Annotated in this window: 13 protein-coding genes and 1 pseudogene; 7 read left to right on the top strand and 7 right to left on the bottom strand. The window is 73.2% G+C overall.

Annotation, left to right across the window (positions count from 1 at the left end; genetic code table 11):
* Positions 1–2: 2 nt before the first annotated feature.
* Positions 3–746, bottom strand: coding sequence for a TetR/AcrR family transcriptional regulator (locus tag QFZ64_RS10390; RefSeq protein WP_373430581.1), 744 nt, complete (start codon positions 744–746; stop codon positions 3–5).
* A gap of 108 nt (positions 747–854) precedes the next feature.
* Positions 855–2450: an MFS transporter gene (locus QFZ64_RS10395; RefSeq protein WP_307064596.1), complete on the bottom strand. Its 1596-nt coding sequence runs from the start codon at positions 2448–2450 to the stop codon at positions 855–857.
* A 255-nt stretch (positions 2451–2705) separates the two neighbouring features.
* On the opposite strand from QFZ64_RS10395, the gene panB reads away from it, so the two are divergent.
* From panB to QFZ64_RS10410, 3 genes are all read left to right on the top strand, one after another.
* Positions 2706–3605, top strand: a complete 900-nt coding sequence (gene panB, locus QFZ64_RS10400; protein WP_307064597.1) for a 3-methyl-2-oxobutanoate hydroxymethyltransferase — start codon at positions 2706–2708, stop codon at positions 3603–3605.
* A gap of 275 nt (positions 3606–3880) precedes the next feature.
* Complete coding sequence (locus QFZ64_RS10405) at positions 3881–4903, top strand: ATP-binding cassette domain-containing protein (RefSeq protein ID WP_307064598.1); 1023 nt, start codon at positions 3881–3883, stop codon at positions 4901–4903.
* Complete coding sequence (locus QFZ64_RS10410) at positions 4900–5742, top strand: ABC transporter permease (protein ID WP_307064599.1); 843 nt, start codon at positions 4900–4902, stop codon at positions 5740–5742. Before QFZ64_RS10405 ends, QFZ64_RS10410 begins: the two co-directional genes overlap by 4 nt.
* 13 nt (positions 5743–5755) lie before the next feature.
* Here QFZ64_RS10410 and QFZ64_RS10415 read toward each other — a convergent pair whose 3' ends face one another.
* Positions 5756–9520 carry a BTAD domain-containing putative transcriptional regulator gene (locus tag QFZ64_RS10415; RefSeq protein WP_307064600.1) on the bottom strand — a complete coding sequence of 1255 codons (3765 nt, stop codon included), beginning with the start codon at positions 9518–9520 and terminating at the stop codon, positions 5756–5758.
* Positions 9521–9824: 304 nt separating this feature from the next.
* On the opposite strand from QFZ64_RS10415, the gene QFZ64_RS10420 reads away from it, so the two are divergent.
* Positions 9825–10625: a site-2 protease family protein gene (locus QFZ64_RS10420; protein WP_307064601.1), complete on the top strand. Its 801-nt coding sequence runs from the start codon at positions 9825–9827 to the stop codon at positions 10623–10625.
* On the opposite strand, the gene QFZ64_RS10425 is transcribed toward QFZ64_RS10420, so the two are convergent.
* Together QFZ64_RS10425 and npdG are read right to left on the bottom strand one after the other, a co-directional pair.
* Positions 10615–10812, bottom strand: coding sequence for a hypothetical protein (locus tag QFZ64_RS10425; RefSeq protein WP_307064602.1), 198 nt, complete (start codon positions 10810–10812; stop codon positions 10615–10617). The two genes, QFZ64_RS10420 and QFZ64_RS10425, sit on opposite strands and share 11 nt — an antisense overlap.
* Before the next feature lie 143 nt (positions 10813–10955).
* The gene (npdG, locus tag QFZ64_RS10430) at positions 10956–11693 is read right to left on the bottom strand and encodes an NADPH-dependent F420 reductase (protein ID WP_307064603.1); all 738 of its coding nucleotides are present in this window, start codon (positions 11691–11693) and stop codon (positions 10956–10958) included.
* Positions 11694–11870: 177 nt separating this feature from the next.
* Here npdG and QFZ64_RS10435 point away from each other — a divergent pair, with 177 nt between their 5' ends.
* Positions 11871–13169 carry an MFS transporter gene (locus QFZ64_RS10435; protein ID WP_307071642.1) on the top strand — a complete coding sequence of 433 codons (1299 nt, stop codon included), beginning with the start codon at positions 11871–11873 and terminating at the stop codon, positions 13167–13169.
* 61 nt (positions 13170–13230) lie between these two features.
* Here QFZ64_RS10435 and QFZ64_RS10440 read toward each other — a convergent pair whose 3' ends face one another.
* Entirely contained in the window at positions 13231–13467 is a 237-nt protein-coding gene (locus QFZ64_RS10440) for a hypothetical protein (RefSeq protein WP_307064604.1), read from the bottom strand.
* 66 nt (positions 13468–13533) lie between these two features.
* Between QFZ64_RS10440 and map the strand changes: the two genes are divergently transcribed.
* On the top strand, positions 13534–14391 hold the full coding sequence (map, locus tag QFZ64_RS10445; RefSeq protein ID WP_307064605.1) for a type I methionyl aminopeptidase: 858 nt from the start codon (positions 13534–13536) through the stop codon (positions 14389–14391).
* 110 nt (positions 14392–14501) lie between these two features.
* Positions 14502–15170 carry a heme oxygenase (biliverdin-producing) gene (locus QFZ64_RS10450; RefSeq protein WP_307064606.1) on the top strand — a complete coding sequence of 223 codons (669 nt, stop codon included), beginning with the start codon at positions 14502–14504 and terminating at the stop codon, positions 15168–15170.
* A gap of 375 nt (positions 15171–15545) precedes the next feature.
* On the opposite strand, the pseudogene QFZ64_RS10455 reads toward QFZ64_RS10450, so the two are convergent.
* A pseudogene (locus tag QFZ64_RS10455) lies at positions 15546–15745 on the bottom strand (GNAT family N-acetyltransferase); the annotation flags it as partial.
* Between the last annotated feature and the right edge of the window lie 61 nt (positions 15746–15806).

Below are 15806 nucleotides of genomic sequence, written 5' to 3' on the forward strand. Positions count from 1 at the left end.
CGTCAGGCGGACGCGGCCCCCTGGGACTGGGGCCCGGTGGGCCGGGGCGCGGCGGACGAGGGTTCGGCGGGCAGGGATCCGGCGGGCAGCGGCCCGGTGGCGGGTGGGCGGAGGCCCTCCAGGACCGTGTCGACGATGCGTTGCGCGAGGTCCTCGGGGATGTCGCCGTCGGGGCGCAGGACGGTCCGCAGGAGCATGGGGCCGGTGAGCAGGTCGTTGACGAGCCGCACGTCGACGTCGGCGCGGATCTCGCCCCGTTCCTGGGCCTGCCTCAGCACCTCCGCGAGGGCGCTGCGGCGGGGTTCGATGACGGACCCCTCGTAGGCCGCCCAGATCCGGGGGCTGGACTTCATCTGGGCGTAGACGTTGTGCAGGACCGCCGAGGACCGGCTGGCCAGCCCGCGCCGGCGCATCCACTCCAGCATGACCACCAGGTCGTCGCGGAGGCAGGTGCCGGGCAGCCCGGGCTCGGAGGGCTCCGCGGCGCGCACGACGTCGACGAAGAGCTCCTCCTTGCCGCTCCAGCGGCGGTAGATCGTCGCCTTGCCGACGCCGGCCGTGCGGGCGATCCGCTCTATGGAGAGCTCGGCGAGCGGCACCCCGTCCTCCAGGAGTGCGAGGACGCCCTCGATGATGGCGTGCTCCGCCGCCTCGCTGCGGGGGCGCCCCCGCACGGGGGTCTCCCGCACGGGGGTTGCCCGCACGGGAGTCTCCCGCTGTCCGGCGGTGCTGTCGGCACGGGTCACGTGGTGCTCCTTCGTCTCCTGTACTGCCAGGATCCCCCACTGCCCCCGTGTGCTTCGGCGCCGCCCCCGCGGCTCCGGACCAGGCGGGCCCGGACCGGCCGGGCGCGGTCAGGACCGGTTGGTCGTGACCAGTTCCGGTTCCTTCTCGCCCGCCGGGTCCTCGCGGACCCTTCCGGGCAGGAAGACGGCCGCCACGATCGCGCCGAGCACCGCGACGCCGGCGCCCCACAGGGCGGTGACGTGCATGGCGTGCAGGAAGGCGTCGTTGGCGGGGCCGACCAGGGCGTCGCCGCGCGGACCGAGCTTGTGCGCCACGCCGAGGGTGGCCTCGATGGACTCGCCGGCGGTGTGCCGCAGGGCGGCCGGGACGCCGGCCAGGTGCCCCTCGATGCCGTTGCGGTACGCCGTGGAGAGCACCGAGCCGAGGACCGCGATGCCGAGCGCGCCGCCGACCTGGCGGAAGGTGTTGCTGAGCGCGGAGGCGGAGCCGGCCTTCTCGCGCGGCAGGGCCTGCATGATGACCACGCTGGTCGGGGTCATGACGTGCGCCATGCCGGTACCCATCAGGAAGAAGATCACTTCGAGGATCCAGATGGGGGTGTCGGAGTCGAGCCAGGCGAACGCGGCGAGCATCGCGGCCAGTATCACCAGACCACCGGTGGTGGTCGCCTTGTTGCCGAACCGGTCCACCAGCAGCCGGGCCCGCGGCGCGAAGATCATCTGCGCGGCGGCCAGCGGCAGCATCAGCAGACCCGTCTGCAGCGGCGAGTAGCCGCGCACGCTCTGGGTGTAGAAGACGGAGAAGAAGGTGACGCCCATCAGCGCGAAGAAGACCAGGGTGATCGCGGCGATGGCGGCGGAGAAGACCTTGTTCCTGAAGTAGGTGACGTCGATGGACGGGTGGTCGCTGCGCTTTTCGTAGATCACGAAGAGGACCAGCACGGCGAACCCGCCGAGACTGCTGGCCAGGACCTTCGGATCCCCGAAGTCGGCGAGCTGGCCGCCCTTGATGATGCCGTAGACGAGCAGCACCAGACCGATGACGGACAGGACGACGCCGACCGGGTCGAGGCGGCCGGGGCGCGGGTCGCGGGAGTCCGGGACGAGCCAGACCATCAGTCCGATGGCCAGGACCACGATGGGCACGTTGACCAGGAAGACCGAGCCCCACCAGAAGTGGTCCAGGAGGAGTCCGCCGGTGATCGGGCCTATCGCGATGGCGAGGCCGACACCGCCGGCCCAGATGCCGATGGCCTTGGGCTGCTCCTCGCGTTCGAAGACGTTCATGAGGACGGCGAGGGTGGCCGGCATGACGAACGCGGCACCCAGGCCCATGACCGCGCGGAAGACGATGAGCTGGACGGGTGAGCCGGACTCGGCGGCGAGTGCCGAGCCGATGCCGAAGACGGCGAGACCGGCCAGCAGCGTCTTCTTCCGGCCGAGCCGGTCGCCGAGCAGGCCGGCGGTGAAGAGCAGGCCGGCGAAGACGAGCGTGTAGGCGTTGATCGCCCACTCCAGCTCGCTCTGGGTGGCACCCAGGCCGGTGGGGGCCGGGGTGGAGATGGTCTTGATGGCCACGTTGAGGATCGAGTTGTCGAGCACCACGATCAGCAGGCTCAGCATGAGCACACCGAGGATGGCCCACCGTCGCCGGTGTACCGACTCCGGGATCCGGCGCTCGACCGGGGCAGCGGGAGTTGTCATGGGGAGAGCGTAGAACGAATTTCGATACGGCACCGTCTCGTATCGAAAGCCTTTACGGAGGCGTTATGCGCGGGAGCCGGGGTCGGCACAGGCGCGAAACGGGCCGTACGCGTGAAGCGGGCGTACGCGTAGAACGGACCGTGTGTGACGGATCGCCCCGCCCCCGCTCTGGTCCGCCGCATCCCGAAGTGCCACCATGGAAATGGTCCGGGGACGCCGTCAGGGCGCCTCGAGATGACAGAAGGAGCCGTTGCGATGACGCAGTTCTCGGCTGCCCAGGAGCAGTCCCCCGCGCCCGGTGCGCGGGACGTGCTGAAACCTTCCGGCGACAGCAAGGCGCTGTACGGGGGCAGGAGCACCCGGCGGATCACGGTGCGCGACATCACCGCCGCCAAGGAACGCGGCGAGAAGTGGCCCATGCTCACCGCCTACGACGCGATGACCGCGTCCGTGTTCGACGAGGCCGGCATCCCGGTCATGCTCGTCGGCGACTCGGCGGGCAACTGCCACCTGGGGTACGACACCACCGTCCCCGTCACCCTCGACGAGATGACCATGCTCTCCGCGGCCGTCGTGCGCGGCACCCGGCGCGCGCTGATCGTGGCCGACCTGCCGTTCGGCTCCTACCAGGAGGGCCCGGTCCAGGCGCTGCGCTCGGCGACACGGCTGGTGAAGGAGGCCGGGGTCGGCGCGGTGAAGCTGGAGGGCGGCGAGCGCTCGCACCGCCAGATCGAGCTGCTGGTCGAGTCCGGCATCCCGGTGATGGCCCACATCGGCCTCACCCCGCAGTCCGTCAACGCGATGGGCTACCGCGTGCAGGGCCGCGGCGAGGAGGCCGCGCAGCAACTGCTGCGGGACGCCAAGGCGGTGCAGGACGCGGGGGCGTTCGCGGTGGTCCTGGAACTGGTCCCGGCGGAGCTGGCGGCCGAGGTCACCCGCGTACTGCACATCCCGACCGTCGGCATCGGGGCGGGTTCCGAGACCGACGCGCAGGTACTGGTGTGGACGGACATGATGGGCCTGACGTCCGGCCGGGTGCCGAAGTTCGTGAAGCAGTACGCGGAGCTGCGCCGGGTCATGGGCGACGCGGCGAAGGCGTTCGCGGAGGACGTGGTGGGCGGCACCTTCCCGAGCGAGGAGCACTCCGTGCACTGAGCCGCCGGACCCCAGGGCGCCCCGACCCCTCGGGCGCCCTGGTCCACCGCGCCCCGCCGGCCCACCGTGCCCCGCCGTGACCCACCGGGCCACCGGCCCGCCGAGCCACAGTGGCACCACCGGGCAGCCCGCCGATCTTCCCCCGTCGGCGGGCTGCCCCTTCTCGTGTTCCGCGGGCCTGCCCGACCGCTGTCGGTGGGTGTTCCGAAACGCTGTCGGTGACGTGTCGGCGATCTGTCGGCCGACTGTCGGTGGGGGCTGACACCTTCGTGGGCATGACGCGAATCGACAAGAACCCCGACGCCGCCCCGGACGCGGCCGTCACCGTACGGGGGCTGGTGAAGCACTACGGCACGACGAAGGCGCTCGACGGCGTCGATCTCGACGTGCGGGAGGGGACCGTCCTCGGCGTGCTCGGTCCCAACGGGGCCGGCAAGACCACCCTGGTCCGCTGTCTGTCCACCCTGATCGTGCCGGACGCCGGCCGGGCCACCGTCGCCGGCTACGACGTGCTGCGCCAGCCGCGCCAGACGCGTCGTGTGATCGGCCTCACCGGCCAGTACGCCTCGGTCGACGAGAAGCTGTCCGGCTTCGAGAACCTCTACCTGATCGGCCGCCTGCTCGACCTCCCCCGCCGCGAGGCCCGCGCCCGCGCCGACGGTCTGCTGGAGCGGTTCTCCCTCACCGAGGCCGCCAAGCGCCCGGTGGGCACCTACTCCGGCGGCATGCGGCGCCGGCTCGACCTCGCCGCCTCCATGATCGGCCGCCCGGCGGTGCTGTTCCTGGACGAGCCGACGACCGGTCTGGACCCGCGCACCCGCAACGAGGTGTGGACGGAGGTGCGCCGGATGGTCGCCGAGGGCGCGACCGTGCTGCTCACCACCCAGTACATGGAGGAGGCCGAGTACCTGGCCTTGGAGCTGACCGTCGTGGACCGCGGCAAGGTCGTCGCGGGCGGCAGGATCGACGAGCTGAAGGCGCGGGTCGGCGGCCGTACGCTGCGGATCCGCCCGGCGGACCCGCTGGAGCTGCGCCCGACGGCCGCCGCGCTCGACGAGTTCGGGCTCACCGGCCCCGGGGGCGCCACCGTGGACGCCGAGACCGCGAGCGTCATGGTGCCGGTCCTCAGCGACGAGCAGCTCACCGCGGTGCTCGGCGCGCTCACCGCGCGCGGCATCACGCTCTCCTCCGTCACCACCGAACTGCCCAGTCTGGACGAGGTGTTCCTGTCGCTCACCGGCCACAAGGCCAGTGCCGCGCAGGACGACGTCCCCGCCCGTGAGGAGGTCGCCGTATGAGCGCCACCACCGCCGCCCCGCACACCACCGCCCCCGGCTCCGCCCCGCCCGCCGGTCACGACGACGGCCGGATCGGACTGCGCGGCCATCTGCGCCACACCGGTGCGCTGATCCGCCGCAATCTGCTGTGGATCCGGCAGGACCCCGAGTCGATGTTCGACGCGGTGCTCTTCCCGATCGTGTTCTGCCTGCTGTTCGTGTTCGTCTTCGGCGGCGCGATCACCGGCGCCGACAACCGGCAGGAGTACGTCAACTACCTGGTGCCGGGCCTGATGGCGATGATGGGCATGAACATCGCCCAGGGCGTGGGCACCGGGTTCAACCAGGACTTCCAGACCGGGGTGATGGACCGCTTCCGGTCGCTGCCGATCGGCCGGGCCTCGGTGCTGATCGCCAAGATCGTGGTGGAGATCGGCCGGATGCTCGTGGCCACCGCGATCCTGCTCGTGGTGGGCTTCCTGCTCGGCCTGTCCGTGTCTGACGTCCCCGGCCTGTTCGCGGCCATCGGCCTGTCGATGGTGTTCGGCTTCGGGGTGATGTGGATCTTCCTGACCCTGGGTGTGGTGATGAAGAGCGCCCAGGCCGTCCAAGCGATGGGGTTCCTCGTGCTGATGCCGCTGCAGTTCGGTTCGTCCATCTTCGCCCCGACCAGCACCATGCCGGGCTGGCTCCAGGCGTTCACCGACTACAACCCGCTGTCCTCGCTGGCGGACGCCGCGCGGGGCCTGATGAACGGCGGGCCGGTGGCCCACGACATCCTGATCACCGTCGCCTGGTCGGTGGTGCTGACGGCGGTCATGATGCCGATCGCGGTCCGCAAGTTCTCCACCAAGGCGTGAACCGGCGCCGGTGTCACCGGTCGCCCGTGTCGTCCTTGTCTCCCGTGCCGCCCGTGTCGCCCGTGTCGCCGGTGACTCCCACGTCGCCCGCGATGTCCATGTCGCCCATGTCTCCCGCAGCGGCCGGTGCGCGTCGTACGAGGGCGGTGGCCTCCTCCAGAGTGAGGCCACCGCCCTCGGCGTACGCCGCCTCGTACGCCTGGTCGCCGAGCAGTTCCCTGAGCCGGCGTTCGGCCTCCTGCCGGCTCGCGCGCTCCGCGACGTTGAGCAGATGCCCGTTGGGCAGCAGCGCGTCGGCGGCACCGAGGCAGCGGGCGGCGTCCGTGCGGATGCCGCCGTCGAGGCCGGCCAGGGTGAGGGCGGCGACGACCAGGTACGTCGAGCCCATCTGGGGCGCCATCACCTGGATGAGCCGGTCCCCGGCGCTGCGGAGCGCCTCGCGCACCCGTACCAGCGCCTCCTCGTACCGGCCCTCCAGGGTGTCGAGCCAGGCGTCCAGGCCCTGCACCAGCGCGTCGAACACCGGGAACCCGACGGCCTTGAACTCCTCGCGGAGCCTGACCAGTTGTTGGCGACCCTCGGCGGGCCGGCCGGTGTACCCGAGCCACATCGACAGGAACATCCGGGCCGCGGGCATGCCCTCGGACGCCGACCCCGCGTTCTCCTCGATCACCCGCCACAGCAGCCGTTCGCCCTCCTCGCCCCGGCCGGCCTCGATCAGGGCGGCGCCGAGCCGGGACCGCAACACGCCGACCTGCGCGTGGGCGCCGAGCCGGTCGGCGTGCTCGATCGCCGTCTCGTAGTCGGCGGCGGCGCGCAGGTAGGCCCCCGTGCGCTCCAGGGCCTCGCCGCGGGCGGAGAGCGCCTCGGCGGCACCCCACGCGTCCCCGAGGCGCTCGAAGATCTCCAGCGCCTCCTCCGCGTCACGGGTCGCGTCGACCGCCCAGTCGGAGCGGTTGGCGAAGATGTTGGCCCGGGTCTCCAGCGCCTGGGCCAGGTCCCATTCGTCGCCCAGGGCACGGCAGGTGGCGACCGTCGCGTCGGCGATCTCCCGGATGCGGTCCAGCCCGCTGGTGAGCAGCACGGCGAAGAACCACAGGCTGCCCGGCATGCGGCAGACCTGCGGCTGGCCGGGCCGGTAGGTACCGGCGATGGTCCGCAGTTTCTCCTGCGCCCGCTCGGTCTGCCAGGCCGCCATGTCGACGTCCATGCAGGCGAGGTGGGCCAGGTGGACGCCGCGCCGGGCCTCGTCGAGGACGTCGGGGCGGAAGGGGGGCGCGGCGGCGGTGCAGCGGTCCACGAGGTCGGGGACGGGCCGCACGGGTCCCTCGAAGGGGTCGGGGAAGAGCTCCATCACGGCGGAGGTCCAGTTCCGCGCCTCCATCCGCAGGTCTCGCATCTGCCAGTACCAGACGAGGGACAGCACCAGGCAGATGGCGTCCTGCTCGGCGCGGGCGGCGACGGCCCGGCGCAGTGCGGTGCGGATGTTCTCGTACTCCTGCTGGAGTCGGCCCATCGCGGCCCGCTGGCCGGAGCCGCGCAGCAACGGGTCGGCGGTGCGGGCGAGTTCGCGGTAGTGGACGAGGTGGGCGCGTTCGCTCTCGGGGCGTTCCCCGGACTCGTCGAGCCGTTCTCCCGCGTACTCGGCGACGGTCTCCAGGAGCCGGTAGCGCATCTCGGCGCCGTCGCCCGCCTCGGCCGGGGCGGCGACGACGAGGGACTTGTCGACGAGGGAGCCGAGCGCGTCGAGCGCGGCCGGTCCGCAGACCGCCTCGGCGGCGGCGAGGTCGCAGCCGCCGGCGAACACGGACAGCCGGCGCAGGACGCCGCGCTCCTCGTCGTCGAGCAGTTCCCAGGACCAGTCGACGACGGCCCGCAGGGTCTGCTGGCGGGGCAGTACGGTGCGGCTGCCGGAGGTGAGCAGGCGGAAGCGGTCGTCGAGCCGGTCGGCGATCTGACGGAGCGTCAGCATCCGCAGCCGGGCGGCGGCCAGTTCGATGGCGAGCGGGAGCCCGTCGAGGCGGCGGCAGATCTCGGCGGCGGCCTCCGGGTCGTCCTCGGGCCGGAAGCCGGGGCGGGCGGCGGCGCCGCGGTCGGCGAGCAGTTCCAGGGCGTACGGCTGCGGCAGCGGCTCGACGGGGCGCAGCGACTCCCCCGCTATGCCGAGGGGTTCGCGGCTGGTGGCGAGGACGGTCAGGCCGGGGCAGCGGGCGAGGAGTTCCTCGGCGAGGCGGGCGGCGGCGTCCACGACGTGCTCGCAGTTGTCGAGGATGAGCAGCATGCGGCGGCGGGCGCAGTGCTCGACGAGCCGGGTGACGGGGTCGTCGCGCTGGGGGTCGGCGGCGGCGCGGATCTCCTCGGCGCCGGCGCCGCGCAGCACGGTCTCGCGGGCGCCGAGCGCGGTGAGCACGGCCTCGGGCACGGCGTCGGGGTCGCGCACGGGGGCGAGTTCGGCGAGCCACACGCCGTCGGGCACGGCGTCGGCGACGGCCTCCCCCGCCTCCTGCGACAACCGGGTCTTGCCCGCGCCGCCGGGCCCGAGCAGCGTCACGAGCCGCGCACCGCCGAGGTCGCGCCGCGGCGCGCTCCCGGGATGCCGACGCAGGGCGGCTCCGGGGTCCTGCCGCAGTGCGCTCCGCGGATCCTGCCGCAGGGCGGCGCCGAGGTCCTGCCGCAGGGCGGCAATGTCGCCGTCGCGGCCGACGAAGGAGGTGAGCCGGGCACGGAGGTTCCCGGGCGGACCCGGCCGGGCGCCCCCGGCGGCGAAGCCGTCGTCCGGGTTCCGGGGGGTGGTGCCGTGGGGGGTGACGGGGGCCCGGGATCCGGAGTCGTCGTGGCCGACGGGGGCTCGTGACCCCGCACCGTCGTGGCCGACGGCGGCCCGGGACCCGGCTTCGTCAGGGCCGACGGCGGCCCGGGATCCGCCACCGTCGTTCCCGGCGGCGGGGCCGGCCGGGGCGCCCGGCGCCCGGTCGTCCTCGTGCGGGGCGTGCGCCCGGTCGTTCCCACGCGGGGTGGGCGCCGGGGCGCTGCCGGGGCGGGCGCCGGCGTCGGCGGCCAGGAGTTCCGCGTGCAGGGCGCGCAGCTCCGGGCCCGGGTCGGTGCCCAGGCGGTCGGCGAGGAGACGGCGTACGGCCTCGTACGCCACCAGCGCCTGCGCCGGCCGGCCCACCGCCCGCAGCGCGCGCAGCCGCAGCGCCTGCAGCGGCTCGTCCAGCGGGTGCGCACCGCACAGCGCGGTCAGTTCCGGCAGGTACTGCTCCGCCTCCCCCAGCGCCACCGCCGCCGTCAGCCGCGCGCGGCGGGCGTCGAGGCGGCGGGCCTCCCAGCGGGCCGACTCCCCCGTGCGGTCCGGCAGGTCGGCCAGCGGCGGGCCCTGCCACAGGGCGAGCGCGTCGTCGAGGACGGCGGCGGCCTTCGCGGCGTCCCCGTCGGCCAGCGCCCGCCGCCCCTCCCCGGTGAGCCGTTCGAAACGGTGCAGGTCGACGTCGTCGGCGACCGCCGCGAGCCGGTAGCCGCCGTCCGCCGACTCCACCGCGCCCGCGCCCAGCGCCCGCCGCAGCCGCCCCACCAGCGCCTGCAGCGCGCCCGGCGCGTCGGCGGGCGGGGCGTCGGTCCACACCTCCTCGACGAGGAACCCGGCCGGCACGGTCCGCCCGGGCCGCAGGGCGAGCACGGTGAGCAGGGCGCGCAGCCGCGCCCCGCCGACCGGAACGGGCGTGCCGTCGGGGCGGAGGGCCTGGGTGGTGCCGAGGATGCGGTAGCGCACGGGGCCCATTGTCCCTGGGGACGCACCCCGTCCGCCCCCGGGTTCGCGGGACTTGTCCTCGCCGCCGTCTCCGGGCGTCCGCGTCCGCTCCCGTGCCCCGTGTCCGGTCACCGCACCCGCCACCGTCCCGCCCCCGTCCTCTCCCCGTCCGGTCCCGCACGGTCCCCGCCCCGTTCCCGTCCCGTCCCCCGGGAACCGCCATTACCTCCCGGAACGTTCTCCCCACGACGCCCCATCACCTGTACGGTCGTTCCGCCCACGCACGTTCTTCCCGCTCGAACGTACCCACGACGAACCCCAGGAGCCCCTCCCCATGAGCACCGCCGCCACCCGCCACAGCGACCGGAGGATCAGTCCCGTCTTCGTGGGCATCCTGGCCGTCGCCGCGGTCACCGGGTGGGCCACCTGGACCGGGCTGTCCGAGCAGCCGGGCCTGGCCGTCTTCCTCTTCGTGACGGCCTCCTGGATCGTCTCGCTCTGTCTGCACGAGTACGCGCACGCCCGCACCGCCCTGCACAGCGGCGACTTCACGATCGGCGCCAAGGGCTATCTCACGCTCAACCCGCTGAAGTACACGCACGCCCTGCTCAGCATCGTGCTCCCGGTGCTGTTCATGATCATGGGCGGCATCGGCCTGCCGGGCGGTGCCGTCTTCGTCGAGCGCGGGCACATACGCGGCCGCTGGAAGCACAGCGCGATCTCGGCGGCAGGCCCGCTGGCCAACGTCCTGTTCGCCGTCCTGTGCACGGTCCCGTTCTGGCTGGGCGCGCTGGACGACATGCCGCGCACGTTCCGCTACGCGGTGGCGTTCCTCGCGCTGCTCCAGATCACCGCGGCGATCCTGAACCTGCTGCCGGTGCCGGGTCTGGACGGCTACGGCGTGGTCGAGCCGTGGCTGTCGCACAACGCCCGGCGCCAGATGGAGCCGTTCGCCCCGTTCGGGCTGCTGTTCGTGTTCGCGGTGCTGTGGATCCCGTCGGTGAACAACGCGTTCTTCGACATGGTCTACGGGCTGCTGAACGGCCTCGGCATCGACGACTTCTCGACGTCCTGCGGCTACGACCTGTTCCGCTTCTGGCGCGACAGCGACCCGCAATGCGTCGTCACCCAGTGACGGACCGCTGCTCGCGGGCGGCAGCGGCGGCCCGGTCGCGGCGGACGTAGTACCAGGTCATGTTCGACGACAGCCCCGCGAGCAGCACCCAGACGATCCCCAGCCAGCTGCCCTGGACGAACGAGACGACCGCAGCGGCCACGGCGAGGACGCAGACGGCGAGGGCGTAGAGGGCCAGGCGGGGCATGAGGGGCTCCTGTCGGGGGGACACGGCGACACTGCGGCGTGCGGCCCCTCGGCACGGTGCGGGAACCGCCGCGGCCTCCAGTGTCCCTCATGCCCGCAGCCGCCCCCGTCCCCGTCCGCCCCCGTCCCTCCTCCCCCACCGCGTCACACGTCGGTGAGCCGGACCCCCGCGTGCGCCTTGTACCGGCGGTTGACCGAGATCAGGTTGGCGACCAGGGACTCCACCTGGTGCGCGTTGCGCAGCCGCCCGGCGAAGATCCCCCGCATGCCGGGGATGCGGCCGGCCAGCGCCTGGACGATCTCGACGTCCGCGCGCACCTCGCCGAGCACCATCACATCGGTGTCGATCTCCTCGACCTCGGGGTCCCCCAGCAGGACCGCCGACAGGTGGTGGAAGGCGGCGGTGACGCGCGCGTCCGGCAGCAGCGCAGCGGCCTGCTCGGCGGCGCTGCCCTCCTCGGGCTTCAGCGCGTAGGCGCCCTTCTTGTCGAAGCCGAGCGGGTTGACGCAGTCGACGACGAGCTTGCCGGCGAGTTCCTCGCGCAGCGACGCCAGGGTGTCGCCGTGGCCCTCCCACGGTACGGCGACGATCACGACGTCGCTGCGCCGCGCGCAGTCGGCGTTGTCGGCGCCCTCGACACCGTGGCCGAGTTCCTCGGCGGCCGCCCGCGCCCGGTCGGCGGCACGGGAACCGACGATCACCTTCTGGCCGGCCCGGGCGAGCCGGTAGGCCAGGCCACGGCCCTGCGGCCCGGTGCCGCCGAGGACGCCGACGACGAGCCCGGAGACGTCGGGCAGGTCCCAGGGGTCCTTGGCGGGGGCCTTGTCAGCGGCCTTCGCGGGGGCGTCGGAAGCGTGGGATGCGCTGTCGCTGGAGGTCATGTGCCGACTCTACGTGTTCGTCACAGGCGGTAATTCGGTTGTCGCCCGGCCGCCGTGGGCCGAGCATGGCGGGTCGTGACCGACGACACCGCCGTCCCCCCACCCGCCGCCGCGCCACCCGTCCCCCCACCCGCCGCCGCGCCACCCGTCGCCGCACCGCTTCCGGCGGCTCACGGGATCCCTTCCGAGGAGCACACCGGCGCTCCGGCCCGTGCCGCGTCCGGGTGGCGGGCGCTGCTGCCGGACCTGGCTCCCTGGCGGACCTCCGCGGACTTCCGCCGGATGTGGCTGGCCGGCCTGGTCACCAACTTCGGCAGCTTCCTGACCCTCGTGGCGCTGCCCGTGCAGCTCAAGGAACTGACCGGTTCGGCGGCGGCCGTCGGCGCGATCGGTGCCGTCGAACTCGTTCCGCTGCTCGTGTGCGGGCTGTACGGCGGCGCGCTCGCGGACGCGTTCGACAAGCGGCGGCTGATCCTCGGCACCGAGGCGGGCCTCGGCCTGCTCAGCGCCGTCCTGCTGATCGACGCACTGCTCCCGGAGCCGCTGGTGTGGCCGCTGTACGCCGTCGCCGCGCTGTCCTCCGCGCTCGCCGCGGTGCAGCGGCCGGCGCTGGACGCGATCCTGCCGCGGATCGTGGCGCACGAGCACCTCACGGCGGCCGGCGCGCTGAACAGCCTGCGCTGGACGGTCGGCGGGGTGGCCGCCCCGGCGCTCGCGGGGATCGTCGTGGCGTACGCGGGTCTCGGCTGGGCGTACGCCGCCGACGTGCTGACCTTCGCGGTCTCGGTGGCGCTGGGGTGGGGGCTGGCCGCCGCGCCCGCCGCCCGGGAGGCGGCCCGGCCCTCGCTGCGGGCCATCGCGGAGGGCGCTCGGTACGCGTGGAGCCGCAAGGAGCTGCTGGGCACGTACGCCGTCGACCTCGCGGCCATGTTCCTCGCCATGCCGCTGGCGGTGCTGCCGTTCCTCGCGGACGAGCTGGACGCCGAGTGGTCGCTGGGGCTGATGTACGCGAGCGTGCCGGCCGGTTCGCTGCTGGTGTCGCTGACCAGCGGCTGGACCTCGCGGGTGCACCGGCACGGCCGGATGGTGGTGCTGGCGGCGGCCGGCTGGGGACTGGCGGTGGTGGCGGCGGGGGCGGTGCGCGAGGTGTGGCTGGTGCTGCTGTTCCTGACCGTGGCCGGGGGCTGCGACATGGTCAGCGGCATCTTCCGCGGCGCGATCTGGAACCAGACGATCCCGGCCGAGCTGCGCGGTCGCCTCGCCGGCATCGAACTGCTGTCGTACTCGGCGGGCCCGCAGCTCGGCCAGGTGCGGGCGGGCGGCACGGCGGCGCTGCTGGGGGTACGGACGTCGATCTGGTCGGGCGGTCTGGCGTGCGTGGCGGCGGTGGGGGCGCTGGCCCTGTCCCTGCCGGGCCTTATGCGCTACGACGCCCGCACGAACGCGCATGCCCTGCGGCGGCGGGACGGCGGATGAAGCCCCCTCGCCCCCCGGCCCCGGGGGCGGGGGGAACCGCGTGTACAGCCCGGCGCCGGGCTCAGCCCGCGTCCGGTCCCGTGTCCGGTCCGCCACCGTCATGCCATCTGGGATCCGTCTCCCACTCCAGATCCCGTTCCCGCGCCCGGTCCATCGCGTGCCGCGCCTCCTCGGGCGAGGCGTACGGCCCGAACCGGTCCTTGGCCGGGCAGTCAGGTCCCTCCTCCACCTTCTTGTGCTCCAGGCAGTAGAACCACTCGCCGGGCTTCCCGGCGGTCCGCTTCTTGAACAGGGCCATCGCGTCGGCTCCTTTCACCTCACCAGGGCCATCGTCCCCCCAACCCCGCTGGATACACTCGCCGGCATGTCTGGTCAGTCGCTGCTCATCCCCGGAGAGCTCTCCCCGGCCCGTTCCGTACCCGGCGGCATCCGCCGCCCCGAGTACGTCGGCAGGCCCGCGCCGACGCCGTACACGGGCCCGGAGGTGCAGACCCCGCAGACCGTCGAGGCGATGCGTGTCGCCGGCCGCATCGCGGCGCGCGCGATGGAGGAGGCGGCGAAGCACATCGCGCCCGGGGTGACCACGGACCGGCTCGACCAGGTCGCGCACGAGTACATGTGCGATCACGGGGCGTACCCGTCCACCCTCGGCTACCGCGGTTTCCCCAAGTCGCTGTGCACATCGGTCAACGAGGTCATCTGCCACGGCATCCCGGACTCGACGGTGCTGCGGGACGGCGACATCGTCAACCTGGACGTGACGGCGTACATCGGCGGGGTGCACGGCGACAACAACGCCACGTATTTCGTCGGCGAGGTCGACGAGGAGTCGCGGCTGCTGGTGGAACGGACCAGGGAGTCCCTGAACCGCGCGATCAAAGCGGTCCGGCCGGGCCGGCAGCTCAACATCATCGGCCGGGTGATCGAGTCGTACGCCAAGCGCTTCGGCTACGGCGTCGTGCGGGACTTCACCGGTCACGGCATCAACTCGTCGTTCCACTCCGGCCTGATCGTCCCGCACTACGACGACCCGCGGGCGACGACGGTGATGCGGCCCGGCATGACCTTCACGATCGAGCCGATGCTGACGCTCGGCACGCACGAGTACGAGATGTGGGACGACGGCTGGACGGTCGTCACCGCGGACCGGAAGCGGACCGCCCAGTTCGAGCACACGCTGGTGGTCACGGAGACGGGCGCGGACATCCTGACGCTGCCGTGACGGGCGCGCGGCGGCGCGCACCCTTACCGACACACCGTCGGCAAGTCATTGACTTAGGTAACCCTAACCATGCAGACTGAGGGCGCTTCCCGCCCGGCCCAGGAGGTCGCATGAGCAGCACGCCGGAGAACACCCCGTTCTCCACCCTGATCCGCACCGCGTCGCACGAACAGCACCGGGAGGCGGAGGCGTCGACGTTCATGAGCGACCTGCTCGGCGGCCGCCTCGGCGTCGAGGCATACGCGCGCTACACCGAGCAACTGTGGTTCGTATACGAGGCGTTGGAGACCGGCCCCGCCGAGCGACTGACCTCGAACCCCGTGGCGGCCCCCTTCCTCCGTCCCGAACTGCGCCGCCTGCCCGCGCTGGAACGGGACCTGGCCCATCTGCGCGGCCCCGACTGGCGCACGGCCCTGACCGCCCTCCCGGCCACGGAGGAGTACGCGGACCGGATCCGCGCGGTCGCGGAACACTGGCCGGCCGGCTACCTCGCCCACCACTACACCCGCTACCTGGGCGACCTCTCCGGCGGCCAGATCATCCGCGACCGCGCGGAACGCGCCTGGGGCTTCCCCCGCAAGGGCGACGGCGTCCGCTTCTACGTCTTCGAGGGCATCCCCAACCCCGCCGCCTTCAAGCGCGAGTACCGCACCCTCCTGGACGCCCTCCACGCCGACGACCTGGAGAAGCAACGCGTGGTGACGGAGTGCAGGCGCGCCTTCGCCCTGAACACGGCCGTCTTCCACGCCCTCGGCGAGGAGTTCCCGCTGACGGCGTGATGCCGGGCGCCGGCACACGGCCTCACAGGAAACGCAGCCGCTCCAGCGCCATTCGCAGGCCGGCGTTCCAGCATCGACAGACGGGGACCTTCCGCAGCGCGTCCAGCGCGACCGCCCGACCCGGACGTCCGAAGCCGCGGACATACCAAGTACAGCTCGTTCCTGGGCTCTTGCAGACGCAGGGTGCTTTCGCAGACAGCCTCCCTCTCGATCCGGGCGGTGTACGTGTCGCTGAGCACGGAGGCGTACGGGTGCCACCGGCCCGACCCCGCGGCGCTCGAGGAGGCGGCTGCCACACGTGACGCCGCGTGGGAGACGACCTCGGCCTCGCCATCACCGACACGTCGACATGGCGCGGGAGCGGCTACAGCGGCGCCCGGGCCACCGCTCGGGTGTTCCGGGCATCTCGCGCTCCGGCTCGTCACGCGGGCAGAGACCGCCGAGGTGGGTGTGCACCTCGGCGAGGCAAGCGGTTCGATGAGCGCCGCACGGTCCCGCGCCTGGGGCTCACGAAGCACGAGCCTCTCGGTCCCGATCGGGGCGGGTGACCAGGCGAGAGGTCCGGGATCAGTCATGGCGCCAGCCGATCAACAGGCCGGGCAGCGCTCAGGACTCGTCGACCCGATCAAGCCATCG

It is taken from the genome of Streptomyces sp. B3I8, assembly GCF_030816915.1.
Lineage (GTDB): Bacteria > Actinomycetota > Actinomycetes > Streptomycetales > Streptomycetaceae > Streptomyces.